The organism is Streptomyces sp. NPDC032822, assembly GCF_055578825.1.
This window is the reverse complement of the sequence record NZ_JBVIOL010000023.1, coordinates 1-25,430: the sequence shown is the minus strand read 5'-3', so window position 1 is coordinate 25,430 and position 25,430 is coordinate 1. Positions and strand designations below refer to the sequence as shown.

Below are 25,430 nucleotides of genomic sequence, written 5' to 3'. Positions count from 1 at the left end.
CGCCCGTGTCCCGGGCCCCTGTTGCCCGAACACCCCTGGCACGCATCGACCCAGACCACCCGCCTGTCCGTATCCCGACACCCGCGAAGGAAATCTCCATGTCATCCTCCACTTCGCTCCTCGACTCCCCGCCCATGCCGGCCGAGGGCGTCCGGCTCAGGCCCGTCTTCGACGCCGGCCGCCTGCTGCGCGAACTCACCTCGGTGCGGGAGCACTCCTGGGACCAGCAGCGCGTCTACACCGAGGACGGCGTCGGCGCCGCAACCGACGTCGACTGGCGGTGCCTGGCCCTGCGCAGCCCCGGCGGCGACGGCGACCGCACGGACCCGGGCGGCCCCGGCCCGCGGGACTTCGCGGACACCGTGTGGCTCGACCGCATCCCGTACGTCCACGAGGTGCTGGATTCCATACCGGCCCCGCTGCACGCCGTACGGTTCATGGCGCTCGGCCCCGACACCGTCGGCATGGACCACACCGACCCCAAGTACGGGCCGCGCTGGGGCGTCGGCCGGCTGCACGTCCCGGTCGTGACCAACCCCGACGCCGTGCTCGTCCTCGACGGTGTGGAACACCGCTGGCAGCCGGGGGATTTCTGGTTCGGCGACTTCAGCCGCACCCACCGGGTGCAGAACACCGGGACCGAGCCGCGCGTCCACCTCGTCATCGACGTCCTGGTCACCCACGGCCTGGCGTCCCTGTTCCCGGAGACCTGGCAGGACTACTTCCGCCGCGGCGAGGTGCTCTTCAACCGCCAGGAGTGCCCGCAGACCGCGGACGAACGCCGGCGGCTCGCCACCCGCTTCCCCGTCCCCACGACGTTCCACCTGTGGGAGGACGACACCCCGCTCTCCGCGGACCTGCCCCAGGAGACGGCGACGCTGGCCGAGGAAGGCGACCGGATGACGCTCCGGCTGCCCGGCGAGCGCTCCTTCGCGCTGGTGCACCTCGGCGACAACGAGTACCGCCTCGCCGGCTGGAGCGAGGAGCGCACGCTCCAGATCTTCCCCGACGGCCCGGAACCCAAGGCCGTCCTGCGCACCCGCGAGGGCGGTCGGGTCCGCGAACTGACCGTCAGCGCCGAGCGCCTCAGCGCCTGAGCCACCGTCGTGCGGGGCGCGGCAGGACCGCGCCCCGCACCCGACCGAGGGAAGCCATGACCACCATCCGCGACAGCGGCGCGCCGTCCGCGGCGGACGCCGCCGACACCCGGCGGCCCGCCGTCATCGTCATCACCGACCTGGTCGTCCTCGCCAAACACCTGCGCCTGCTGGACGCGGCCGAACAGCGCGGACTGACACCGCTGTTCGTCTTCGGACCCGAGACGCCCGCCGACGCACTCGCCCGGCACCGCCGCGACTCCGGACACCCGCTCTCCCGGCTCACCGACGAGGACCTCCGCCACGTGCCGGACACCTCGCTCGACACCCTGCTGCGCGGCGTCGCGCCCTGGCTGCGCGAGCGCCGGGTCCACGCGGTGCTGAACGTCGGTGAGGTGTTCGTGGAGGCCGCCGGAGCCCTCGCCCAGACCCTCGCACTGCCCGGCCCGGGGACGCACGCGGCGCGGGTCTGCCGCAACAAACTGCTGCAGCGGCTGGCCGCCCCCGCCCTGGCGCCACGCTGGACCCTGGTGGACACGGCCGGCGGCACGGCGACCCGGGGCCGGGACGCCCACCCGGACCTGTCCGCCTTCTCGGCCTTCCCCGCCGTCCTCAAACCTGCCTCGCGCATGTCGAGTTCGGGCGTGCGCGCCATCGCCGGACCGGACGCCGTGACCGCGCTCCTGCCCGAGTACGGTCCTGACGAACTGCTCCTGCTGGAGGAACGGATAGCCGGCCGCGAGTTCTCCGTGGAGACCCTGGTACGCGACGGCGCCGTCCTCTGGGCGGGCATCACGGCCAAGGACACCAACGAGTCCGACACGTCGTTCTTCACCGAGACCGGCCACACCTCTCCGGCGCCGCACCTCACCCCCGCGCAGGAGAAGCTGCTGCTCGACGCCAACACCGAGTTCCTGCGGGCCGTCCGGTTCGACACCGGCATCAGCCACACCGAGTTCCGGCTGACCGACGAGGACCGGGTCGTCCTGATGGAGTCCGCCGCGCGCCCGCCCGGCGACGCCATCACCCGGCTGTGGCGGCTGGCCACCGGCATGGACCTGGACGCCGCCGTGCTGGACCTCGCGCTCGGTATCGAGCCCTCCACCGCGGCGCCGCGCCGCCGCGCCCGGCAGGTCTACCTCGACCACCCCCACGGTCTGCTGGCGGACGTCACCGCCCAGGACGTGCCCGTCCACTGGGTCGGCGAGCGGAGCCGGTGGCCGGACCTGCCACCGGTCGCGCAGGACACCCCGCCCCGGGGGCACGCGGTCCTGGTGAGCCGGCACCGCGGCGACCTGCTCGGCAGTCAGGCCGACTCCCAGGGCCGGTCCGTCTCCGTCGTCCTCGACGGCCCTCTGGACGCCGACCTCGACACCGCCGTACACGACGCGACCCGGCACGTGACGATCCACACCGTGCGGCCCTCGCCCGCGAAGACGTCCGAGGAGGCCCTGCGATGACCGGCCGCCCCACCACCGCGTCCCCCGCCCACGGCATCGCGGGCACGGCGCACGACGAGGCCAACGCCCGGGCGGTGGCCCGCCTCACCGAAGCCCGCCCCGTCCTGGAGACCGTCGCCCCCGCCGGCGAGGTCGTTCCCGGCATGACCGCCCGTACGATCCTCGTCTCCGGACCGCCGATGCCATGGCAGCGCTACGAGGGCGGCCAGCGCCGGGCCGTCATCGGCGCCGCCCTCTACGAAGGGCTGGCCCGGGACGAATCCGAGGCCGAGGCGCTGCTCGCCGACGGCACGATCGCGGTGCGCCCCTCGCACGACCACGCCACCGTCGGATCCCTCACCGGCGTGTGCACCGCCTCGATGCCGGTGCTCGTCGTCCGCGACGAGACGTCCGGCCGGCGCGCGTTCTGCCGGATGAACGAGGGCGCCGACCGGGCCTCGCTCACCTTCGGGGTCTGGGACGCGGGCGTCGACGCCCGCCTGCGGCACGTCTCCCAGATCGTCTCGCCCGCTCTCGCCGAGGTCCTGGAACACCTGGGCGGGCTGGCGCTCACCCCGGTCGTCCGGCGGGCCCTGGCCATGGGCGACGACCTGCACAGCCGGCACAAGGCCGCGGGATCCATGTTCCGGGCCGCGCTGCTGGACGCCGTACTGGACCTGTCGCACAGCCGGGTCGCGGAGCGCCACCGGGCACTGGCCGCGTACCTGCGCTCCGCCGAGTACCTCTTCCTGCACGTCGTGATGGCGGCCTCCAAGGCCGCGGCCGACCACGCCTGCGGCATCGCCGGCAGCACCCTCGTCACCGCGATGAACCTCAACGAGAAGCAGTTCGGCCTCCGGGTCTCCGGGCTCGGCGACCGCTGGTTCACCGCCCCGCTGCCGCCCGTGTCCACCCTGCGCGGCCGGCTGTACGACGGCTGGACCACCGACGACCTGGCGTACGTCGGCGGCGAGAGCCTGATCACGGAGACGGTCGGCCTCGGCGGCATGGCGGCCGCCGCCGCCATGCCGCTGCAGGACCACTCCGCCGGGACACCCCCCGAGATGCTCCGCCTCACCGAGCGCATGTACCGGATCACGCTGTCGGAGCACCCCGAGTACCGCATCCCCGCCCTCGCCTACCGCGGCGTTCCGTGCGGCATCGACGTGCGGCGCGTCGCCGAGACCGGCGTCGTACCCGCGATCCACCTCGGCGCGACCCTGCGCGACGGCGGCCACGCCGGCGCCGTTCTCTTCCTCCCCCCGCTGGAGCCCTTCCAACGGGCCGCCGCACTGCTGACCGCGCCATCGCCGGGCGACACGCCCGGTATCCCGACCACCCCCGCTTGACCCGGAGATCTCCGTGACACCCACGTCCCCCTCCCGCCAGGACACCGACGCGGCGCCCGCCGCCACCGACCTGTCGGCCGCGCCCCCCACCCCTCTCACCCCGCTCCGCAGCTGGCTCGCCGTGGTCGCCGTCGGCATGGGCGTGTTCGCCTTCACCACCACCGAGATGGTCCCGATCGGGCTGCTCCCCTCCATGAGCCGCGACCTGCACGTCTCCGAGGGCACCGTCGGCCTGACCGTGACCCTCTACGGAGCCATCGCCGGCCTCTTCGCCCCCGTACTGACCGTGGCGACCCGCCGGATCGACCGCCGGCTGCTGCTCCTGCTGGTACTCGGGATCTTCGTCGCGGGCAACGCCTTCACCGCACTGTCGTCCTCCTACTCCGTCCTCATGGTCTCCCGGCTGCTGACGGGCTTCGCACACGGTGTGATGTGGTCGATCGCCGCGAGCATCGCCATCCGGCTGGTGCCGCCGGCCCAGGCCGTCCGGGCCACGGCGGTCGTCTTCAGCGGCATCTCCATCGCCTCCGTGGCCGGCGTGCCGATCGGCACCTTCATCGGCGGCCTGTCCAACTGGCGTACCGCGTTCTGGTCGATCGCCGGAGCCGGCGTCCTCATCTTCGCCGCGGCCGCCTTCCTGCTGCCCCCGCTCGCCCCGCGCGCCGTGCTGCGCCTGGCCGAACTGCCCAAGCTGCTGCGGGACGGCAACCTCCGGATCGCCACGCTCGTCACCGCGGCCATGGTGATCGGCCACTTCGCCGCGTACACCTACGTCGCGCCCTTCCTCGAACAGGAGGCGGGCATTCCGGCCGGCTGGGTCAGCGCACTGCTGCTCCTGTACGGCGTTGCCGGTGTCGTCGGCAACTTCGCGGGCGGCGCGGCTGCGGCACGAGCACTGCGTGCCACCACGCTCACCTGCATCCTCCTGCTCGCCGCGGCCGTCGTCCTGCTCGTGGTCAACGGCGACTGGCATCCCGGCACGGTGATCCTGCTGCTGGTGTGGGGCGTCGCGTACACGGCGCTGCCGGTCTGCCTGCAGACCCTCGTCTTCGCCAGCGCCCCGCAGGCCCCCGAGGCCGCGACCTCGCTGTACATCTGCGCCTTCAACGTCTCCATCGCGCTGGGCGCGCTGGTCGGCGGCTGGTTCGTGGACGCCTCCGGGCCGTCCGCGGTGATGTTCCTCGGGGCCGGATTCAGCGTGCTGGCCGCCCTGCTGATGACCCGGTACCGCGTCGCGCGGCCGGAGTGAGAGCCGACCGCGCCGACCCCCTTCCCGGAGGCTTCCCATGACACCACCCCGGCCCGGACCGCCGGTCGACCTGCGGTCCGACACCGTCACCCGCCCCGACGCACGGATGCGCGAGGCCATGGCCCGTGCCGACGTCGGCGACGACGTCCTCGACGGCGACCCCACCATGCGGGCGCTGGAGGAGGAGGTCGCACGGCTCCTCGGCGCACAGGACGCGCTGTGGGTCCCCAGCGGGTCGATGGGCAACCTGATCGCGCTGTTCGTCCACCTCGAACGCGGCGACCGTTTCCTCGCCCCGGACCGCGCGCACATCCTGGAGCAGGAGGTCGGCACGGCCGCGTGGCTCGCCGGAGGCATGCCCCGGGCCCTGCCCTGGACGGCCGGCCCCGGCGCACCGAGCCCGTGCGACATCACCCGGGCGGCCGCAGGCAGGGGACCGTACTTCGCGCTGCGGGACCGGCTGCTGTGCCTGGAGAACACGCACAACGCGGCGGGCGGCACGGTCACCACGCCGCGGGAACACCGAGGGCTGACCGCCGCCGCGCACGACGCCGGGCTCCTGGTCCACCTCGACGGCGCCCGCCTCTGGAACGCCGCGGTCGCCCTCGGCGTACCACCGGCGGACCTGGCCGTCGGCGCCGACACCGTCCAGGTCTGTCTGAGCAAAGGGCTCGGCGCGCCGGTGGGTTCGGTGCTGGCGGGCGGCACGGAGTTCGTGCGGGAGGCCCGCAGGGTGCGCAAGATGCTCGGAGGCGGCGTCCGGCAGGGCGGAGTCCTGGCGGCGGCCGGCCTGGTGGCCCTGGAACGCACGGACCGCCTCGCCGAGGACCACGACCATGCCCGGCTGCTCGCGGCCGGGCTGGCCGACCGCGGGTGGAAGCCCGGCACCCCGCAGACCAACATCGTCATGCTGCCGGTCGACGACCCGCCGCACACCGTCGCCGTCCTCGCCGCACGCGGAGTCCGCACCCTGCCCACGGACACCGGCATCCGCATGATCACGCACGGTGACGTGTCGCGCGACGACATCCTGCGTGCGGTGGAATCCTTCCCGCCGCCCGGCTGAGCCGCACACGCGCCGTGCGAGGCCCACCGACACCGGAGTGCCTCCCGGTGCGCCGACGCAGGGCCCGGCGTCGGCGCACCGGCCGTCGCCCGTGGGCCGCCCGCCGCACCCTCCTCCACCGCCACCGGGAGTACCCATGCCGTTGTCCCGCACGCCGCGCACTCGGACCCAGGAGACCGACCCGGCGCCACCGACCCGGCCGCCGACCGAGCCGGTGCCCGCGCCGGGCGGGACCCGGTCCGGGGCCCTGCCACTGGCCGGGGCCGTCGCCGGAGGCGCCGCGCTGGCCCTGGAGTCCGTGGTCAACGGCAGACTCGGTGCCCACACCGGGTCCGTGGCGGCGGCCACCTGGTCGAACACCCTCAGCCTCTGCGTCGCGGCGGCGGCAGCGTTCTTCCTCACGGGGCTACGGCCGGCGTTCGACACCCTGCTCACCGCGCTGCGCACCCGCACACTGCGGCCGTGGCACTGCCTCGGCGGTGTCGCGGGCGGCAGCATGGTCCTCACCCAGGCACTGACCGCCGCCGCGCTCGGCCCGGCCCCCTACACGCTGGCGCTGGTCTCGGGCCAGACGCTGTGCGGGGTGGCGGTGGACCATCTCGGCCTCGGCCCGGGTGCTCCACGCCGGGCCACCCCGCGCCGGCTGGCGGGCGGTCTGCTCGCGGTGTGCGCCGTGGCGATTCCGGTGCTGGCGGCCCCGGACACGGCCCGTACGCTGGCGCTCGCCGTGCTGCCCTTCCTCGCCGGCTGCGCCCTGTCCTGGCAGATGGCGGTGAACGGCAGGGTGGACGAGGCCGCGGGACAGCACCCCTATCCCGCGGTCCTGCTCAGCTTCGCCACCGGCACCGCCCTGATGGTCGCCGCCCTGGCCGCGCTGGCGGCGTTCTCCCGGCTGCCCGAGCCCCGCTCCGGCCCGTTGTGGCACTACACCGGGGGCCTGCTCGGCTGTGTGGTGGTGCTGTCCGCCGTGCTGACCGTGCGCCGTATAGGAGTTCTGGCCGCGGGGCTCGGGATGATCAGTGGTCAGGTGCTCGGTTCGCTCGTCCTGGGGCCGCTGGTGGGGGAGTCGCCGGCGCACCGGGGAACGGTCGCGGTCGGGGCGGTACTGCTGATCGGCGCAGCCGTGCTGGCGGCCCCCACCGGCGCCCGGCTCCGGCCCGGATCGCTCCCTCCGTCCGTGGAGGACCGCCCGCTCGGCGGGAGAGGGAACTGACCTCCGGTGCCGCCACAACAACGCGCCGTCCGCTCACGGGAAGCCATCGTGCGGGCGGCGGCCCACGTCATCGACCGGCACGGTCTGAAGGCCGCGACCCTGTCCAAGGTGAGCGCCGAGGCCGGACTCTCCAAAGGCGCGGTCTACTTCCACTTCGCCGACAAGGACGCGCTGGCCTCCGCGCTGGAGAGAGAGGCGGCGCGCGCCCTCGACGGGCTGGCCGCCGCCCGCGCACGCGAGCCCGGCCCGGCGCTGACGGCCATGGTGGAGACGACGTGTGAACTGGCCGGCCTGCTGAGCCGGGACGTGGTCGTGCGGGCCGGGTTCCAGGTCAGCTGCGACCGTGCCGAAGGAGGCGTCCCGGTCCTGCGCCGTCGGCTGGTCGCCCTGCTGTTACGGCTGCTGGAGGATGCCCGGCGCGACGGAAGCCTCGCGCCGGGCATCGCGATCGAGGACATCCTCGCCACCGTCCTCGCGGTCACCGTGGGCGTGCAGATCCTCTCCCGTCAGCCGGAGACCGCACAGGAGGTGCCGGGGGTCCTGGAGCGTTTCTGGCACGCCACGTTGCCGGGGCTGATCCCCGGTCGGCCCGCGGCTGCGCCCCGCGACCAGGAGGCGGCCGACGGCGCAGGGGGAGGCCCGGCGGGGTGACGGACCCCGGCGGAGCGGGAGGCCCGGAGGGTTGACGGCCCCCGGCCGTGACAGGAGTCAGGCGTTCGGGTCGCGCCGGCCGGCCAGGTGGAGCGCCTGCCCGATGTGGCGGGCCAGGACCTGAGGGTCCTGGGCGTGCGCGAGGTGGCCCTGGCCCGGCATGGTGACGATGCGGGCACGGGGCAGCGCCGACACGAACTCGGCGAACACGTCGCCGTAGGGCGGGACACCCTCGTTCTCGCCACCGAGCAGCAGGGTGACGGGCAGGTCGAGCCCGCGGAACGCCCGCAGATCGGCGGCATGGTCGTTGAGGGCCGTCAACTCCCGCGCCAGCGGGGCGGCCAGTGGTTTGAGGATCTCCCAGACGGCGCTCCGGCGCAGTCCCGCCACGTACTCCTCGGTGAATCCCGACACGTCCCGGTTCACGATCTCCACCGCGTGATCCAGGTCGTCGGCCTCGTCGGCCTTCCGCAGGGCGTCGAGCGCTTCCCGGCCGAAGGGCCGTACGACCGGTTCGTAGAGGGTGAGTGAGCGGATGCTCCCGGTACGTTGTGCCGCCGTCTCCAGCGCGACGAGCCCGCCCAGGCTCCAGCCGAACAGGTCCAGCCCCTGCTCCGTCCCCTCGGCGTCGAGGACCTCGTCGAGCACCCGGGCCACGTCGTCGATCTCGGTCCGCATCGAGTAGTCCGGGCCGAGCGGACCGCTGGGGAGGCGCCCGCGCCGGTTCAGCACATAGACCGGTCCGGCCACGTCCAGCGCGTCCACGACCGGCTGCCATCCGGCGGCGTCGGCCATCACCCCGGGCACGATCAGCAACGGCCTGCCCGACCCGTCACGCCGGGTGAGAGCGAGCGGGACACCCTCGCGTTCCACGAGTTTGAGCACGGTACGGCACCTCCTGAACAAGCCATCCGCCCATGAGCGGGCATACATGTTATGGGCAACGACACGGCTGGGCGGGGGAAACGGCGTGTTCCCTCGACGGCGGTGACGGGATGACGCGGCACTGCCGAGGCCCCCGCGACGGCGACCGCCTCTCAGTTGGGCGCTCCCGGCGGCAGGCGCGGCGGCGTGTCGAGCCGGACGGCGTCGGGGGTGGTCAGGTAGGTCGTGACCAGCTCGGCCGCCTCGTGGTGGTGGTCGCCGTCCTTCTTCCCCAGTTCCGCGGCGAGTTCGCGCAGTACGGAGCGGATCCGGGTCCGGACCGGGGCGTGCAGGGCACCGGTGTTGAGGGTGTGGAGGATCTGGTGGAGGAGGGCCCAGTCGGCGGTGTGCTGCACCGTCGTGCCGGCCAGGACGTCGGCGGGTACCGGATCGTCCCGGAGCCAGGTGGCGTCGAGGAGTTCGTCTAGGAGTTCCGCGACGCCGGGCACGGCCGGATCGGTGGCGTGTTGCCAGGCCAGACGGTTGAGCCGGGCCGGGTCCAGCAGAGGTTGGGTCACCACAGCGGCCGCGGCCCGGACCGCCGTGAAGGGGTCGAAGACCCGGCCCGCTCCGGTGTCGAAGTACTGGCCGGTCCGCTCGTAGCGGATCGCGGGCGGGGTGAGGGTGTTCAGCACGGCGGCGGGCAGGGCCAGTTGTTCGGCACGCAGCAGTCCCGCCAACCGGGCCAGCGCCTGCCGCTGGAGGGGCGCGTCGACGGGCACGGTGCCGCCTGAGGCCTCACCCGCCAGGCCGTACGTGTACCGGACCCCGCCGATCAGCCGGGCCACGGCCGTCACCTCGTGGCGGTGCAGGAGCTGGAGCAGCACGGCTCGCTCCTCCAGTTCGCCGGTCTGCCGGTCGGGCGGCAGTACTCCGCGGGAGAAGCCGTCCAGCGCGATACGCCGTACCCGGAGGATCGTGTCCAGTGCCTCCAGGGCGTTGCCGGTGGTGACCCACGGGACACCGTCGGCGTGGGCCGCGTCGGAGCCGTGGCCGTCCTCGTCGGAGACATAGACCAGCCCCGCTTCGGCGGCGCCCCGGCGAAGGCCGGAGAGTGCCGACTCCTCGTCCCGGCCCGGGAAGCGGCCGTAGCCGTGAGCGACGAGGAAGTGGTCCCAGGGGCCGAGTCCGGTGGCGTACGCGGCGGACAGGTCGAGGTTTCCGTCCTCGGTCACGGAGAGGCGCGCGTGCGGGTAGTCCATCACCGATGGCTCGGAGTGCTGCGTACTGGCGTAGTTGTGCATGAAGCCGAGCGCGTGCCCGATCTCGTGCGCGGCCAGTTGGCGGAGCCGGGACAGGACCAACTCCTCGACGACGGCGAGCCGTTCGGTCTCCTCGGGATGGCCGTAGGGGGCCAGGAGTGCCTCGCCGAGGGCCCGCACCTGTTCGACGCGCTGTGATCCGAGGCGTACCCGGGCGTGCAGGATCTCTCCGGTGCGCGGATCGGTCAGGCCCTGCCCGAGAGACCAGCCGCGTCCCGCGCGGTGCACCCACACCACACCGTTGACGTCGGGGTCGTACGGGTCGAAGTCGTCACCGCCGGCCTCGACCCGGTACGCGTCGGGGAAGCCGATCCGTGCGAAGCCCTCCCGCCACCAGTTGCCGCCCTCGACGACCGCCGAGCGCAGCGGCTCGGGGATGGCAGGGTCGACCACGAAGACGATCGGACGCCCGGAGCCAGGCGCTCCGACGCGGAACCGGGGCTGGAACCTGACCTGGGTGCCGGCCCGTCCGACCAGGCCGTGGTCCGCGTGGCCGATGCCGTATCCGCCCGAGGCGGGGTGGTAACGCCGGGCGGGCCAGGGCTCGTTGGGCAGCCGGATGAAGGCCAGCTGCTGGACGAGCGTGAGGGCGCGCGGGTCGGCGGCCACGGCCCGGACCGCGCCGCCCCGGCCGGGGCCGCGGAAGGTGAGCAGAGCCGGGAGGCGGGTGGCGCCCGGGCCGGTGCGGCTGTCGGCCAGGAGCGGCAGACTGGCCGACTCGTCGATCGCGTAGTCGCCCTGGTCGTGCTCGTGCAGATGCTCGGCGACGCGGTCGTGATCGGCCACCACCAGCTCGGTCGCGTCCACGACCACCGTGCCGTTCTCCTCCCGCAGCACCGGCGCGCTCCAGATCACGGACGGGGCGAAGGACTCCGCACCGGCACGCACGGCGGCCGGGTCGCCCACGGTCAGGAAGTGCTTGTTCCGTACGACGAAGAGCACCCGGTCGCCGACCCGGCGGAACTCCGCGAGGCGCGCCTTGCCCGCCCGTCCCCGGTCGAGCCACAGATCGCTGGAGCCGAGTCCCTGGGAGAGGGAGACGGTGAGCAGAAAGGGCTCGTCGAAGTGGCGGATCCCCAGCAGCAGACGGCCCTGCGGGGCGTCGGAGGCCGCGACGAGATCGAGGAAGTCGGGTGCGGTGGCGTCTTCGCCGGGCATGCCGGGGGCTTCTTTCCGTGGGACGACAACGAGCATCAGAGGAGACCGTGCGGCTGCGGGGAGTGTCCTGGCGGACCTGAACGGTCCCCGCTAGCCGATGAGTTCGCGTACGAGTGCGGCGACCTGCTCCACTTCGATGAGGAAGCCGTCGTGCCCGTAGGGGGATTCGATCACTCGGACGTGATCCGCTGTGGGGATCGCGGCGGCCAGTTCTGCCTGCTGGGTGAGGGGGTAGAGGCGGTCCGAGCCTACTCCGGCGACAAGAGTCCTGGCGGTCACGCGGCGCAGGGCGGCGCGTGTGCCGCCGAGGTCGGTCCTGCTCGGCTGCGAGAACCTCGCCTCGCCCCGGTGTCGCCGACCCGGGCGGAGATCCGCACCGCGCCCCGGGACATGGGTGCCACGCCCGTGTCCGCGAAGTCGACCCGCGGCACCGGGACGCCCCCGCCCGCACCCGTGGATCACCCTGGGGGACCGGCCCGGCATGCGCCCGGGGGACCCGCGCGGCGCCGCACACCGACGCCCAGCCCTCCGGGGCCCGGCGCGCAGTGGCTCAGATGGCGTCGCGGATGGCCTGTTCGAAGCCCTCGACGTGCGCACGGGCGAGCCGTGCCGCCTTCTCGGGCTCACCGGAGACGATCGCCTCGATCAACGCTCCGTGCTCACCGACGTGGCCGGCCATGTCGGACAGCCGGTCGATGAACAGGCACCAGATGCGGGTGGCCAGGTTGTCGTGGCGGACGAGGGTGTCCTCCAGGTACGGGTTGTGCGTGGCGGCGTAGATGGCCCGGTGGACCTGGAGGTCCAGCCGCATCAGCTCGCCGGCGTCGTGCCGAGGGGAATCCACGCCGCCCAGCTCCCGTAGCAGGGCCGTCAGGGTCGCGCGGTCCGTGGCCGTGGCGCGGCGCGCGGCCCGGGCGGCGGCCAGGGGCTCCAACTCCTGGCGCACCTCGGAGATATGGGCCAGATCGGTGATGTTGACGTCGGTGGCGAAGGTGCCGCGTCGGGGGTAGGTCGTGATCAGTCGTTCGTACTGGAGCCGCTTGAGTGCCTCGCGCACCGGAGTCCGTCCGACGCCGAGGGACTGTGCCAGCTGTTCCTCGTTGATCGGCGCGCCCGGACGGATGTCGAGCATGACGAGCCGGTCGCGGATGGCGCGGTAGGCGCGCTCGGCGAGGGAGAGATCCTCTTCCGCGGGCTTCTCGCCTCCGGGCTCCTCGCCCCTGGGCACCGTCGCCACCTGCTGCATGAGGCCCCCTTGACCTGTCCGGCGAGCTCCCATACCTTACCGCAGAGGCTGATATATCAGTTGCTCCTTAGTTGGCTCTCAGGAGGGTGCACAGATGGCAACGAACCCGTCGCTCACCCCGCCCACCTCCCGTCTCTCCCGCCCGCTCGGCGAGCTCGCCGCCGATGTCGCTGCCGCGTTCTCCCTCTCCCGCCACCTGAACGGAGACGCGGCATGACCACCGAGCCGCTGCCGGAGCATCCGGACTTCCTCTGGCGCAACCCGGAGCCGCGCTCCTCGTACGACGTCGTCATCATCGGCGCGGGCGGCCACGGCCTGGCCACCGCCTACTACCTCGCCAAGAACCACGGCATCACCGATGTCGCCGTCCTGGAGAAGGGCTGGCTGGCCGGCGGCAACATGGCCCGCAACACCACGATCATCCGCTCGAACTACCTGTGGGACGAGAGCTCGGCGATCTACGAGCACGCGCTCAAGCTGTGGGAGGGGCTCCCGGAGGAGCTGGGCTACGACTTCCTGTTCAGCCAGCGCGGCGTCCTCAACCTCGCGCACACCCTGCAGGACGTCCGCGAGAGCATGCGCCGCGTCAACGCCAACCGCCTCAACGGCGTCGACGCCGAGTGGCTCAGCACGGAAGAGGTCGGCGAGGTCTGCCCGATCGTCAACCTCTCGCCGCGCACCCGGTACCCGGTCCTCGGCGGCACCTTCCAGCCCCGCGCCGGCATCGCCAAGCACGACCACGTCGCCTGGGCGCTGGCCCGCCGGGCCGACGAGATGGGCGTGGACCTGATCCAGGGCTGCGAGGTCACCGGCTTCCTCAAGGACGGCGACCGGGTCGTGGGCGTCGAGACCGACCGCGGCCGTATCCACGCCGGCCGGGTCGGCCTGGCGGCCGCCGGGCACAGCAGCGTGCTGGCCGAGCGGGCCGGCTTCCGGCTGCCCATCCAGTCCCATCCGCTCCAGGCGCTGGTCTCCGAACTGCACGAGCCCGTGCACCCGACGGTCGTCATGTCGAACCACGTGCACGTCTACGTCTCCCAGGCCCACAAGGGCGAGCTGGTGATGGGCGCGGGCGTCGACTCCTACAACGGCTACGGGCAGCGCGGTTCCTTTCATGTGATCGAGCGTCAGATGGCCGCCGCCGTCGAGCTGTTCCCCGTCTTCGCCCGGGCGCACGTCCTGCGGACCTGGGGCGGCATCGTCGACGTCACCCCGGACGCCTCCCCGATCATCGGCACCACCCCCGTCGAGAACCTCTACGTCAACTGCGGCTGGGGCACCGGCGGTTTCAAGGCCACCCCGGCCGCCGGCTGGACCTTCGCCCACACCATCGCCACCGGGGAACCGCATCCGCTGAACGCCCCCTTCGCCCTCGAACGCTTCACCACGGGCGCGTTGATCGACGAACACGGCGCCGCGGCCGTGGCCCACTGAGGAGGACACACCGTGCTGCTGATCACCTGCCCATGGTGCGGACCGAGGGACGAGACCGAGTACCACTACGGCGGACAGGCCCACGTCCCCCACCCGGAGAACCCCGCCGACCTCACCGACGAGCAGTGGTCCGCGTACGTCTTCTTCCGCGACAACCCCAAGGGCCCCTTCGCCGAGCGGTGGATGCACGGCACCGGCTGCCGCCGCTGGTTCAACGTCCTGCGGGACACGGCCAGTTACGCGGTGCTCGCCTCCTACCGGCTCGACGATCCCCGCCCCGAACCGCCCCAGGCCGGAGGGAATCGATGACCGACCAGCACTTCCGGCTCCCCCAAGGGGGCCGCGTCGACCGGACCACCGTGCTGCGGTGCACCGTCGACGGTCGCGAACTCACCGGGCACCCCGGAGACACCCTCGCCTCCGCGATGCTGGCCAACGGCCTCGTCGAGACCGCCCCGTCGATCTACCGAGGCCGCCCCCGCGGCATCGTCTCCGCGGGTGTCGAGGAGCCCAACGCCCTCGTGCAACTGGCCGGTTCATGCTCGGAAGGCATGCTCCCGGCCACGACCGTGGAGCTGTACGACGGCCTCGTGGCAACCACACTCTCCGGCAGGGGCCGCCTCGACCCGAACCCCGACCCCGCCGTGTACGACAAGAAATACGCGCACACCGACGTCCTGGTCGTCGGCGCCGGACCGGCCGGCCTCGCTGCCGCGACCGCCGCCGCCGCATCCGGCGCCCGCGTGATCCTCCTCGACGACCAGCCGGAGCCCGGCGGTTCGCTGCTCTCCGGTACGCCCGCCGACCTCCGGTGGGCCGCCGAGGCCGGCGCGGCACTCGACGCCGCCCCCGAGACCGTCGTCCTGCGGCGCACCACGGCCTTCGGCTCGTACGACGACAACTACGTACTGGCCCTCCAGCGGCGCACCGACCACCTCGGAACCGCCGCCCCCGAACCCTGCACGGGCGTCTCACGCCAGCGGCTGTGGCACATCCGGGCCCGCCAGGTGGTCCTGGCGACCGGCGCGCACGAGCGTCCGCTGACCTTCGCCGGCAACGACCGCCCCGGGGTGATGCTGGCCGCGGCCGTGCGCACCTACCTCAACCGGTACGCCGTGGCCCCGGGCACGCGGGCCGTCGTCGGCACGACCAACGACAGCGCCTACGACACGGTCGCCGCTCTGCACGCCGCCGGGATCGACCTCGCCGCCGTCGTGGACGCACGCCCCGAACTGTCCCACCGGGCCGCCGAGGTCGCCGAAGCGACCGGGACACGGATGCTGACGGGCAGCGCGGTGACCGACACGGCGGGCGAAGGCCGGCTCACCGGCGTCACCGTCCAGGCCCTCGACGAGCACGGTCGACTCACCGGTGACCCCCGGTCGTTCGACTGCGACCTGCTCGCCGTCTCCGGCGGCTGGAGCCCGGTCGTGCACCTGCACAGCCAGCGCCAGGGCCGACTGCGCTGGGACGAGGACCTGGTCGCCTTCGTCCCCGACGGCACCGTACGGGACCAGCAGATCGTCGGCGGGGCCCGCGGGACGTACGGCCTCGACGGCTGCCTGGCCGAAGGGGCACGGGCCGGTGCCCGGGCCGCGACGGACGCCGGATTCCCGGTTCCCGCCCCGTCGCCCGCCCCGCACGGCGAACCCGGCCCGACGCGCGCACTGTGGCTGGTCCCCGCCCCCGACGGCGAACCCGGCGGCTGGGACACCCACTTCGTCGACCTTCAGCGCGATGTCACCGTCGCCGACGTCCGGCGGTCCACCGGTGCCGGTATGCGCGGAGTCGAGCACGTCAAGCGCTACACCTCGCTCGGCACGGCGAACGACCAGGGCAAGACGTCCGGCGTCAACGCGATCGGGGTGATCGCCGAGGCCCTCGGCGCGGGCGCGTCGCCGGGGGAGATCGGCACCACGGCCTACCGGGCGCCCTACACACCGGTGGCGTTCGCCGCCCTCGCCGGGCGCGAACGCGGCGAGCTGTTCGACCCGGAGCGCACCACGTCCCTCCACAGCCGGCATGTGGCGCACGGCGCGGAGTTCGAGGACGTCGGGCAGTGGAAGCGCCCCCGCTACTACCCCCTGCCCGGTGAGGACATGGACACGGCCGTGGCCCGCGAATGCCGAGCCGCCCGGGAGGGAGTGGCGTTCATGGACGCCTCCACCCTCGGCAAGATCGAGATCCGGGGCGCGGACGCCGGCGAGTTCCTCAACCGCGTCTACACCAACGCCTTCAAGAAGCTCAAGCCCGGCCTTGCCCGCTACGGCGTGATGTGCAAGCCCGACGGCATGATCTTCGACGACGGTGTGACCCTGCGCCTCGACGACGACCGCTACTTCACGACCACCACGACCGGCGGCGCCGCAGGCGTCCTGGACTGGCTGGAGGAGTGGCTGCAGACCGAGTGGCCCGAACTCGACGTCCACTGCACCTCGGTGACCGAGCAGTGGTCGACGATCGCCGTCGTCGGCCCACGCTCGCGCCAGGTCCTCGCCCACCTCGCGCCGGACATCGACCTGTCCGCCGAGGCCTTCCCCTTCATGTCCTTCCGCGAGACCACCCTGGCCTCCGGCATCCCGGCCCGCATCTGCCGGATCTCCTTCTCCGGCGAACTCGCCTACGAGATCAACGTCTGCGCGTGGTACGGCCACGCCGTCTGGGAGCAGGTGCACGAGGCCGGGCAGCCCTACGGCATCACCCCGTACGGCACCGAGACCATGCACGTCCTGCGGGCCGAGAAGGGCTACATCATCGTCGGCCAGGACACCGACGGGACCGTCACCCCGCAGGACGCGGGCATGTCCTGGGTGGTCTCGAAACAGAAGGACTTCATCGGGAAGCGCTCCTTCTCCCGCGCCGACACCGCCCGCACCGACCGCAGGCAACTGGTCGGCCTGCTGCCGGCCGACCGCAGGACCCGACTGCCCGAGGGCACTCAACTCGTCGCGCCGGACGTGCCGATCACCCCCGAGGCCGGGCCGGTGCCGATGCTCGGCCATGTCACCTCCAGCTATCACAGCCCGGCCCTCGGCCGCCCCTTCGCCCTCGCCCTCGTCTCCGGCGGCCGGGCCAGGATCGGCGAGAGGCTGCTCGCCCCGGTGGGCGAGGACCTGGTGCCCGTCGAGGTGGCCGACTTCGTCCTCTACGACCCCGAAGGGACCAGGCGCGATGGCTGAGTCGACCGAGGCCGGCCCGGTGCACCTGCGCCGCAGCCCGCTGGCACATCTGGCCGAGCGGATGAGCGCCGCCACGGTCACCGGCGCCCGCGGCGTCACACTGACCGAGCAGCCGTTCCTCACCATGGTGAACCTGCGCGTCGACCCCGCCTCCGAAGCGGCCGACCGCATCGAGAAGACCCTGGGGACCCCGCTCCCCAGGCAGTGCGGCCACACCACCGCATCCGGCCCCCACACCGTTCTCTGGCTCGGCCCCGACGAGTGGCTCGTGCTGTCCCAGACCCAAGGGGCCACTGTCACCGCGGAGTTGAGGGAGACCCTCGGCGGAGCCCCGGGCTCGGTCGTGGACGTCTCGGCGAACCGCACCACGCTGGAGCTGAGCGGCCGATCCGCCCGGCAGGTGCTGGAGAAGGGCTGCCCCCTGGACCTGCATCCCCAGACCTTCGGCCCCGGCCGGGCGGTGTCGACCACGGTGGGACCCGTCCCGGTGCTGCTCTGGCAGACCGACGACATACCGACGTACCGCCTGTTCCCGCGCTCCTCGTTCGCCGACTACCTGGCGCGCTGGCTCATCGACGCGATGAGCGAGTACCACGGCCCGGAGGTGCCCTGATGGACACCTCGCCGCAGGTCGAGTACGTCCTCACCCTCGACTGCCCCGAAGCTCCCGGCATCGTGCTGGCCGTCTCGCGGTTCCTGGTCGAGCACGACAGCGACATCCTGGACAACCAGCAGTTCGGCGACCGCCGCGACGGTCACTTCTTCATGCGGGTGGAGTTCACCTCGTCCGGCGGTGAAGGCGCCACGGAGCGACTGCGCCGCGACTTCGCCGCCGTAGCGGCACCGTTCGCCATGCGCTGGCACCTCGAACCGGCAGGCACCCGGCGTCGTGTGCTGGTCATGGTGTCGCGCTACGGCCACTGCCTCAACGATCTGCTCTTCCGCACCCGCAGCGGCGACCTGCCGATCGACGTGGTCGCCGTGGTCTCCAACCACCGTGACCACGAGGAACTCGTCGCCTGGCACGGCATCCCGTTCTTCCACGTGCCGGTCACCGCCGCGACCAGACCCGAGGCCGAGACCCGACTCCAGGAGATCGTCGACTCGTTGGCCGTCGACCTGGTCGTGCTGGCGCGCTACATGCAGGTGCTCTCGAACGACCTGTGCGGCCGACTGGCCGGCCGGATGATCAACATCCACCACTCGTTCCTGCCCAGCTTCAAGGGTGCGAAGCCCTACCACCAGGCACACGAGCGCGGCGTCAAACTCGTCGGCGCGACAGCCCACTACGTCACCGTCGACCTCGACGAGGGCCCGATCATCACCCAGGAGGTCATCGACGTCGACCACAGCCACACCCCCGACGACCTGGTCGCCATCGGCCGTGACGCGGAGTCGGCGGCCCTGGCCCGAGCGGTGCGGTGGCACTGCGAGGGCCGGGTGTTCGTCCAGGGCAGACGTACGGTGATCCTCCGCTGACGGCCGGACGACCTCCCTCCACCGGGAGGCTCACCGTGCCCCTTCGAGGGGCGCGGCCGACGTCGGCGAGGACGGCGGTCACTCCGATTCGTGCTGGGCGAGTGCGCGGCCGAGCAGGCGCGTCAGAGTCTGCCGGTCCTTGGCCGACAGCGGCTTGAGCAGGTCGTCCTGTACTTGGTCGAGCAGCTCGTCCATGCGCCGCAGTTGCCGGACATCATCCCTGGTGACGGTCACCCTGTTACGCCGTCCATGGTCCGGGTCCGGCGTCCGGTCGACGAAGCCCTGCTCGACCAGCTGGCCGACCGCCGCCACGACATCGCTGCGGTCGATACGGCACCGGCGGCCGAGCTCCGCCTGGCTCGCGGGCCCGAACTCGTGCAGGGCCGCGAGGATGCGGTAGTGGTAGCCGCGCGCCTCGGTAGCCGTGAAGCTGTCGAAGACCGACCTGCGGGCATGCACGGCGAGTTGGCTGACGTCCGCCAGTCGATGGCCCGTATCAAGGCCGACCTGTTCATCGTCCACAAGGACCTCGTCCGGGGCTTCGTCTTCGATGTGGCCATGGGCAAGCTCGACGAAGCCGTCTGAGAGTCGGGGCCGGCCCGGCGCCCGTGAAGTGGACACCGGGCCGGCGGCGTTCGGGTCTCGCCTCCACCGCGAGGAACGCTCCGTCTGTTCGAGGTGGGCACCGCTCTGTCTAGGGTGGAAGCCATGTCGACCACAACACTCAGTCAGTCGCCCCTCGTTGACCTCGCGGAGCCGATCGCGCACCCGTACGCGGTGTGCGCACGGCTTCGCGAGACGGCGTCGGTCCACCGCGTCACCGGAACGGACGGGCTTGCGGTATGAAGCCCACGGCCGACCTCTACGACGAGTACGGAGACGATCTCCAGTCGTGCACCACCCAGTTCCGGCACTTCGGTGCCCGGACGTCGTTCGAGGGGACCGTCACGACCGTGAGATGCCACGAGGACAACGTGATCCTCAAGGCGACTCTCGGCGAGCCCGGGGCAGGGCGGGTCCTGGTCGTGGACGGGGGTGGCTCGCCGGCCGCCGCCCTGATGGGCGACCTCATCGCCGGCCTGGCCGTGTCCAACGGCTGGGAGGGCGTCGTCATCCACGGCGCCGTCCGTGACGTCGAGGCACTGTCCGTGCTCGACCTCGGCATCAAGGCCCTCGGCTCCAACCCGCGCAAGAGCCGCAAAGACGGTGCCGGGGACAAGGATGTCGAAGTCTCCTTCGGCGGGGCGACCTTCACTCCTGGCTGCCACCTGTACAGCGACGCCGACGGCATCCTCGTCACCCGTGAATGAGGCGCCCTTTTCCCGGGGGAGGCCGGTGCCGCGCGTCCCGCGTCGGCCTCCCCGAGGCGCCCACCGCCGACGAGGTGCAAGGGGCTGCCCTCGGCTCCTGCGGTGTGGGGTTCGGCAGGCGGCCACGCATGACACACCTGTGACGCCCGGACGACCCGGCTGTTACTCACTTTCGGGTGACGCACTCGTTTCGGGAGCGGCTACGGTCCGAACTGGGGTGACGTTTCCTCTCCATCCCCGTACGGCGGTGGATTCTGTCATCCCGTCAACCTGGTGCACTTCAGACTTACGTGCCTGTTACAGGGGAGGGTCACCGAAATATGGGCAACGGGTAACGCAGTCCATGTTTCCCTCGCATTTCACGCACAGAGCGGAGACGGTGTGTGTGCGACCAAGCCGGTCGTGATTCGCACAGCGCACCCGCTTCCGTCAGCGGCCTCTCGCAGGCTGTCGGCGGTGAAGGTGCCCGCACCACTCTGGGGGACATCGTGTCCAGTTCCGCTCCCGTCACCGCTCGCCGTCTGGCGGCCGCCGCGCTCGCGGCCGCCGCCATGGTCGGAGCATCGGCGCTGCCGGCGACCGCGGCCGACCACGCTCGCCCGCACCACCCGAAGGTGGAGATCACCGCGGTCCAGTACGACTCCCCGGGCCGCGACGACCGCTCGAACCGTTCGCTGAACAAGGAGTGGGTGGAACTCACCAACACCACCCGGCACGCGATCAACCTCAAGGGCTGGACCCTGAAGGAGAAGGACGGCCGCAGCTACACCTTCGATCACTACCGCCTGGCCAAGCGCGCCACGGTCCGCATCCACACCGGCCAGGGCCGCGACACCCGCACGGACCTGTTCCAGGACCGCCGTGACTACGCGTGGGACAACCACGCCGACACCGCCACCCTGCGCAACGACCGGGGCCGGTTCGTCGACGACCACTCCTGGGGCCGTGGGCACGGTGGCGGCCACGGCAACGGTGGCGGGCACGGCCGCCGCTGACCCGGAGGACCTGCTGTCGCTGACCGCCGTAACACGGCACCATCAGCGGCGTTGACGCCTTGGCGGCGCATCCCTGGGGGGATGCGCTGCCTTTCTTCATGGGGACGGCCGAACGGGAGCGGGAACGGTTGGCACGGCTGCGGCAACCGCCCGGACCTCGGACACGCGTGGGGCAGGGCCACCCTCGCGGCGGCGGTCCCGGTGGTCGGCGTCTTGGCTAATGTGCACGGGTGACTACCGACCTGACCCTGCTCTCGCGTGTCGCCTGTCGCGGACAGGAGGTCACCGCGCCCCGGCTCCGTGGTCTCCTCGCGCTGCTCGCCGGTGATCTGCGCACGGGCTGCAGTACCGAGCGACTGGTGGCGGGGCTGTGGCCGGAGGAGTTGCCGGAGCGGCCGGGCAAGGCGGTGCAGGTCCTCGTGTCCAGGGCGCGGGCACAGTGGGGCGCCGATGTCATCGCGAGTACGCCGACCGGATACCGGCTCGCCCTCGCCGACGAACAGGTCGACAGCTCCGCCCTGCTGCTGTACGCCGCCGCGAGCGCGGACCGGGCCAGGGCCGGGGACCACGCGGGATCGCTGGCCGCGGCCGAGGCCGGGCTCGCCCTGTGGGAAGGGACCACGGACGGGGACCGCGACGCCCATGATCCCGTGGCCGCGCTGCGCGCCGAGCGTGCCCCCGTACGCGGCACCCTCGTCCGTGTACGGGCGCTCGCGCTGGCCAGGCTGGGGAGGCACGCGGAGGCCGCCGGGCCGCTGGCCGTGGCCGCCTCGGAGCATCCGCGCGACGAGGAAGTGCTCGCCGAGCTGCTGCGCGGCGAGGCGGCGACGGCGGGACCCTCCGCCGCACTGACACGGTACGAGGCGTACCGAAGAGGGCTCCGTGAGACGCTCGGCACGGACCCGGGGGCTCAACTGAAGTCCATACAGCAGGAGTTGCTGTCCGGCGAGGCGCCCGCCGTCAGGCACGGCGTACCGCACGAGCCGAACCCGCTGCTCGGGCGGGACGAGGACATCGCCGAGGTCGAGCGGCTGTTGCGGGCCTCCCGTGCCGTCACCGTCGTCGGCCCCGGCGGCCTCGGCAAGACCCGACTCGCGCACGCCGTCAGCCGCCGGGCCGAACAGCGCGTGGTGTACTTCGTGCCGCTCGCCGGTGTCACCGCGGACGAGGACGTCGTCGCGGAGGTGGCCTCCGCACTCGGGGCGGGCGAGAAACGACCCGGCGCCCTGGGCGGCCACGACCCGGTGTCCGGCATCCTCGGCGTGTTCGGCGCCGGGCCCGCACTGCTGGTCCTGGACAACTGCGAACAGGTCGTCGACGGTGCCGCCGCCCTCGTACGGGCCTTGGTCTCATCCGCCAAGGACCTGCGGGTACTCGCCACCAGCCGGGCCCCGCTGGGTCTCACCTCGGAAGCGGTGTACGCGCTGCCGGAACTCCGACTCGCCACCTCGATCGAGCTGTTCACCCAGCGGGCCCGGGCCGCCCGGCCCGGCGTGGAGCTGCCGCCGGACGCGGTGGCCGGGCTGTGCCGCCACCTCGACGGGCTGCCGCTCGCCGTGGAACTGGCCGCGGCCCGGGTACGGGTGCTGTCGGTGCCGGAGATCGCCCGCCGCCTCGGCGACCGGTTCGCGCTGCTGCGTGGCGGAGCCAGGGACGCACCGGAGCGCCACCGCACACTCCACGCGGTCGTCGACTGGAGCTGGAACCTCCTCGCCAAGGAGGCCAGGGCCGCGCTGCGCCTGCTCTCCGTCTTCCCCGGCGGCTTCGCCGGCGAGACCGCGGAGCAGATCCTCGGCGAGGACGCGCTGTCCCTGCTGGAGCAGTTGGCCGACCAGTCGCTGCTCACCGTCGCCGACACCCCGGCCGGTGTGCGGTTCCGGATGCTGGAGACCGTACGGGAGTTCAGCGCGGCCCGGCGCACGGAGGCGGGCGAGGACGAGGAGGCCGTCGGTCAATTCCTGGGTTGGGCACGGGAGTTCGGTGTCGCGAACCACGACTGGCTCTTCCGTTCGGAACCGCTGACCGACCTGGAGCGGATCAGGTCCGAGCAGGACAACCTCGTACTGGCCCTGCGGTATGCCCTGGCCCGTACGGACAACCCCACCACAGCCGCCCTCACGGCCGTCCTCGCGGCACTGTGGTCCATCGGTTCCAGCTACCCCCGCCTCGCCGCCCTCGCCACGGACACCGGCCCACCGCTGTCGCACTACCACCCCGAGCCCGAACACGTCGAAGTCGCCCGCTCCGCCGCGGTGTTGTGCACGGTGAGCCTGTTCATGGGCTACGGCCCGCACGTCGTACGCCAGCTCGTCACCCTCAGGCGGCTGCCCCCGGCCCCGCCGGACACGCTGGTGCGCGCCATCGCGCTGGTGCTGTGCGCGGTCCCCGACATGCTGCCGCCCGACTACGAAGTGCTGCAGAACCTCTGCGACAGCGAGCAGCCGCTGCTCGCCGGCACCGCCGAGTGCGTCGCCACCTACGTCTGGGAGTCGGAGCACGACATCGACCGCGCGCTCGCCTCGGCTCGGCGGATCATCGCCGCACTGGGGCCGGTCCACAACCCGTTCCTCCAGGTCATGGGCCACTCCCGGCTGAGCGAACTGTGCTTGCAGACGGAGCGGGGCGAGGAAGCGTACGGACATCTCAAGGCGGCGCTCCAGGCGCTGCTGCGGCTCCGCGACGAGCATGACCTCATCGGCATCCGCTGGGGCCTCGTCCTCGCCTGCCTCCAGCGCGGCGACCCGGACGAGGCCGAGTACTGGCTGCGGCAGGCGGAGGCCGCCGGCACCAGACAGCAGGACGACTACAGCATGGCCCTCCTGGGGCGCGCCGAGATAGCGCTCGTCCGTGGACTGACGGAGGTCGGGCTGGGCCTGTGGCGCAGCGCCGTGCAGCCCCTGCCCGCCGTCGGCTCGATAGACGGCGGCGACCCCTTCTTCGACCGGTGGGTGCTGGAGATCCTGGCGGTGGCCGTGGCAGCGCACGCGCACGCCGGGCGTCTGGAGCTCGTCGCGGAGCCGGTCGACCGACTGCGGCAGGGGTTGCGGACCCTGCTCTCCGGTCCGTCCGGCTCGCCGATGGACCTCCCGGTGTTCGGGACGGTGCTGCACGCGCTCGGCCTGGCGGGGCTCGCGTCCGGCGACACCACCGCCGCACGGATGATCGCGTTGGCCGAACGGCTGCGGGTGCTGCGTTCGTTCCAGCCGACGATGTCGGCGGACCGCGCCCGGCAGGCGGTCGGGGCCGCCGGGAACGCTGCCAGGGCGGCGTACGCCGACGCGGTGTCGGAGTACGCCGCCCTGGGGCGGGACGAGTTGCGGGAGGCAGCCCGCGCTGTCATGGCGGTTACTTCTCCTTCGGGTCGCGGTTGAACAGCGACGTCGACCAGCGGTAGCCCAGCGCGGTCAGGCCGACGCACCAGGCGATGGCGATCCACCCGTTGTTGCCGATCTCGGTGCCGAGCAGCAGGCCTCGGAGAGTCTCGATGGCCGGAGTGAAGGGCTGGTACTCGGCGATCGGCTGGAACCAGCCCGGGATCGCGTCGATGGGGACGAAGGCGCTGGAGATGAGCGGAAGGAGGATCAGCGGTGTCGCCATGTTGCTGGCCGCCTCGGGGTTCGGGCTGGCCATGCCCATCCCGACCGCGATCCACGTGAGCGCCAGGGTGAACAGGGCGATCAGTCCGAACGCCGCGAGCCACTCCAGGGCGGTGGCGTCGGTGGACCGGAAGCCGATGGCCACCGCGATGACACTGACGAGGACCAGACTGGCGAGCACCTGCAGCACGCTACCCACGACGTGCCCGACGAGCACGGAACCGCGGTAGACCGCCATCGTGCGAAAGCGGGCGATGAGACCCTCGGTCATGTCCATGGAGACGGAGATGGCGGCCCCGATCACGGTGGAGCCGATGGTCATCATCAGGAGGCCCGGCACGAGATAGGCGATGTACTCGGAGCGGTCCGGGCCGCCGCCACCGATGCCCGCGCTCATCACGCCTCCGAAGACGTAGACGAAGAGCAGCAGCAGCATGATGGGCGTGAGCAGCAGGCTCAGTGTCATGGACGGGTAGCGGCGCACGTGCAGGAGGTTGCGGCGGAGCATGGTGGAGGAGTCGCGGACGGCGAGGGCGAGGGTGCTCATCGGACGGTCTCCTTGGGCTGGTTGGGCGTGGTGGTGGTCGTGGCGTCGGTGGTTGTGCCGGTGAGGGCGAAGAAGACGTCGTCGAGGTCGGGGGTGTGCACGGTCAGTTCGTCGGCCTCGATGCCGGCCGAGTCCAGCCGGTCGAGAATGGAGCGCAGTTCACGCTGGCTGCCGTCGCTGGGGATGTTCAGGGAGAGGGCTTCGTCGTCGGGGGTGACCTCGCGCAGGGCGGTGGC

The 25,430-nt window shown here is 72.5% G+C and carries 21 protein-coding genes and 2 pseudogenes; 16 read left to right on the top strand and 7 right to left on the bottom strand.

Annotation, left to right across the window (positions count from 1 at the left end; genetic code table 11):
* Positions 1 to 98 precede the first annotated feature (98 nt).
* From ACZ5VD_RS38270 to ACZ5VD_RS38240, 7 genes are all read left to right on the top strand, one after another.
* Positions 99 to 1,097: an aspartyl/asparaginyl beta-hydroxylase domain-containing protein gene (locus ACZ5VD_RS38270; protein ID WP_468685059.1), complete on the top strand. Its 999-nt coding sequence runs from the start codon at positions 99 to 101 to the stop codon at positions 1,095 to 1,097.
* 56 nt (positions 1,098 to 1,153) lie between these two features.
* The gene (locus ACZ5VD_RS38265) at positions 1,154 to 2,557 is read left to right on the top strand and encodes an ATP-grasp domain-containing protein (RefSeq protein ID WP_468685058.1); all 1,404 of its coding nucleotides are present in this window, start codon (positions 1,154 to 1,156) and stop codon (positions 2,555 to 2,557) included.
* Positions 2,554 to 3,885: an oxamate carbamoyltransferase subunit AllG family protein gene (locus ACZ5VD_RS38260; protein WP_468685056.1), complete on the top strand. Its 1,332-nt coding sequence runs from the start codon at positions 2,554 to 2,556 to the stop codon at positions 3,883 to 3,885. The genes ACZ5VD_RS38265 and ACZ5VD_RS38260 overlap by 4 nt, the downstream gene beginning before the upstream one ends.
* A gap of 13 nt (positions 3,886 to 3,898) precedes the next feature.
* Entirely contained in the window at positions 3,899 to 5,134 is a 1,236-nt protein-coding gene (locus ACZ5VD_RS38255) for an MFS transporter (protein ID WP_468554972.1), read from the top strand.
* A 37-nt stretch (positions 5,135 to 5,171) separates the two neighbouring features.
* Complete coding sequence (locus ACZ5VD_RS38250) at positions 5,172 to 6,200, top strand: GntG family PLP-dependent aldolase (protein WP_468685054.1); 1,029 nt, start codon at positions 5,172 to 5,174, stop codon at positions 6,198 to 6,200.
* Positions 6,201 to 6,336: 136 nt separating this feature from the next.
* Positions 6,337 to 7,413 (top strand): DMT family transporter, encoded by a 1,077-nt coding sequence (locus ACZ5VD_RS38245; protein ID WP_468685052.1) that lies wholly within the window; start codon positions 6,337 to 6,339, stop codon positions 7,411 to 7,413.
* A 6-nt stretch (positions 7,414 to 7,419) separates the two neighbouring features.
* Positions 7,420 to 8,064, top strand: coding sequence for a ScbR family autoregulator-binding transcription factor (locus tag ACZ5VD_RS38240; protein ID WP_468685051.1), 645 nt, complete (start codon positions 7,420 to 7,422; stop codon positions 8,062 to 8,064).
* A 57-nt stretch (positions 8,065 to 8,121) separates the two neighbouring features.
* Here ACZ5VD_RS38240 and ACZ5VD_RS38235 read toward each other — a convergent pair whose 3' ends face one another.
* From ACZ5VD_RS38235 to ACZ5VD_RS38220, 4 genes and pseudogenes are all read right to left on the bottom strand, one after another.
* Positions 8,122 to 8,949, bottom strand: a complete 828-nt coding sequence (locus ACZ5VD_RS38235) for an alpha/beta fold hydrolase (protein ID WP_468554976.1) — start codon at positions 8,947 to 8,949, stop codon at positions 8,122 to 8,124.
* Positions 8,950 to 9,101: 152 nt separating this feature from the next.
* Positions 9,102 to 11,408: a zinc-dependent metalloprotease gene (locus ACZ5VD_RS38230; protein WP_468554977.1), complete on the bottom strand. Its 2,307-nt coding sequence runs from the start codon at positions 11,406 to 11,408 to the stop codon at positions 9,102 to 9,104.
* A 90-nt stretch (positions 11,409 to 11,498) separates the two neighbouring features.
* Positions 11,499 to 11,714, bottom strand: a pseudogene (locus ACZ5VD_RS38225) (homoserine O-acetyltransferase); the annotation flags it as partial.
* Positions 11,715 to 11,958: 244 nt separating this feature from the next.
* Positions 11,959 to 12,654, bottom strand: a complete 696-nt coding sequence (locus ACZ5VD_RS38220) for a GntR family transcriptional regulator (protein ID WP_468554978.1) — start codon at positions 12,652 to 12,654, stop codon at positions 11,959 to 11,961.
* Between the two features lie 94 nt (positions 12,655 to 12,748).
* On the opposite strand from ACZ5VD_RS38220, the gene ACZ5VD_RS38215 reads away from it, so the two are divergent.
* Genes ACZ5VD_RS38215 through purU form a run of 6 tightly spaced genes read left to right on the top strand, consistent with a single transcriptional unit; the run spans position 12,749 to position 18,746 of the window.
* The gene (locus ACZ5VD_RS38215; protein ID WP_468554979.1) at positions 12,749 to 12,871 is read left to right on the top strand and encodes a hypothetical protein; all 123 of its coding nucleotides are present in this window, start codon (positions 12,749 to 12,751) and stop codon (positions 12,869 to 12,871) included.
* A complete protein-coding gene (locus ACZ5VD_RS38210) occupies positions 12,868 to 14,088 on the top strand; it encodes a sarcosine oxidase subunit beta family protein (protein ID WP_468554980.1) in 1,221 nt (406 codons plus the stop codon). The genes ACZ5VD_RS38215 and ACZ5VD_RS38210 overlap by 4 nt, the downstream gene beginning before the upstream one ends.
* Positions 14,089 to 14,100: 12 nt before the next feature.
* A complete protein-coding gene (locus tag ACZ5VD_RS38205) occupies positions 14,101 to 14,397 on the top strand; it encodes a sarcosine oxidase subunit delta (RefSeq protein ID WP_468685049.1) in 297 nt (98 codons plus the stop codon).
* On the top strand, positions 14,394 to 17,267 hold the full coding sequence (locus ACZ5VD_RS38200) for a sarcosine oxidase subunit alpha family protein (RefSeq protein WP_468685048.1): 2,874 nt from the start codon (positions 14,394 to 14,396) through the stop codon (positions 17,265 to 17,267). Before ACZ5VD_RS38205 ends, ACZ5VD_RS38200 begins: the two co-directional genes overlap by 4 nt.
* Positions 17,260 to 17,880, top strand: a complete 621-nt coding sequence (locus ACZ5VD_RS38195; protein WP_468685046.1) for a sarcosine oxidase subunit gamma — start codon at positions 17,260 to 17,262, stop codon at positions 17,878 to 17,880. Before ACZ5VD_RS38200 ends, ACZ5VD_RS38195 begins: the two co-directional genes overlap by 8 nt.
* Entirely contained in the window at positions 17,880 to 18,746 is an 867-nt protein-coding gene (purU, locus tag ACZ5VD_RS38190) for a formyltetrahydrofolate deformylase (protein WP_468554984.1), read from the top strand. Before ACZ5VD_RS38195 ends, purU begins: the two co-directional genes overlap by 1 nt.
* A gap of 78 nt (positions 18,747 to 18,824) precedes the next feature.
* On the opposite strand, the gene ACZ5VD_RS38185 is transcribed toward purU, so the two are convergent.
* On the bottom strand, positions 18,825 to 19,205 hold the full coding sequence (locus ACZ5VD_RS38185) for a MarR family winged helix-turn-helix transcriptional regulator (RefSeq protein WP_468685045.1): 381 nt from the start codon (positions 19,203 to 19,205) through the stop codon (positions 18,825 to 18,827).
* 383 nt (positions 19,206 to 19,588) lie between these two features.
* Here ACZ5VD_RS38185 and rraA point away from each other — a divergent pair, with 383 nt between their 5' ends.
* From rraA to ACZ5VD_RS38170, 3 genes are all read left to right on the top strand, one after another.
* Positions 19,589 to 20,056, top strand: coding sequence for a ribonuclease E activity regulator RraA (rraA, locus tag ACZ5VD_RS38180; protein ID WP_468685043.1), 468 nt, complete (start codon positions 19,589 to 19,591; stop codon positions 20,054 to 20,056).
* Positions 20,057 to 20,544: 488 nt separating this feature from the next.
* Positions 20,545 to 21,051 carry a lamin tail domain-containing protein gene (locus ACZ5VD_RS38175; RefSeq protein WP_468685042.1) on the top strand — a complete coding sequence of 169 codons (507 nt, stop codon included), beginning with the start codon at positions 20,545 to 20,547 and terminating at the stop codon, positions 21,049 to 21,051.
* 230 nt (positions 21,052 to 21,281) lie between these two features.
* The gene (locus tag ACZ5VD_RS38170; protein ID WP_468685041.1) at positions 21,282 to 24,422 is read left to right on the top strand and encodes an ATP-binding protein; all 3,141 of its coding nucleotides are present in this window, start codon (positions 21,282 to 21,284) and stop codon (positions 24,420 to 24,422) included.
* Here the strand turns inward: ACZ5VD_RS38170 and ACZ5VD_RS38165 are convergent.
* Together ACZ5VD_RS38165 and ACZ5VD_RS38160 are read right to left on the bottom strand one after the other, a co-directional pair.
* Positions 24,397 to 25,194, bottom strand: a complete 798-nt coding sequence (locus tag ACZ5VD_RS38165; protein WP_468554990.1) for an ABC transporter permease — start codon at positions 25,192 to 25,194, stop codon at positions 24,397 to 24,399. The two genes, ACZ5VD_RS38170 and ACZ5VD_RS38165, sit on opposite strands and share 26 nt — an antisense overlap.
* Positions 25,191 to 25,430, bottom strand: a pseudogene (locus ACZ5VD_RS38160) (ABC transporter); the annotation flags it as partial. The pseudogene ACZ5VD_RS38160 and the gene ACZ5VD_RS38165, both read right to left, overlap by 4 nt.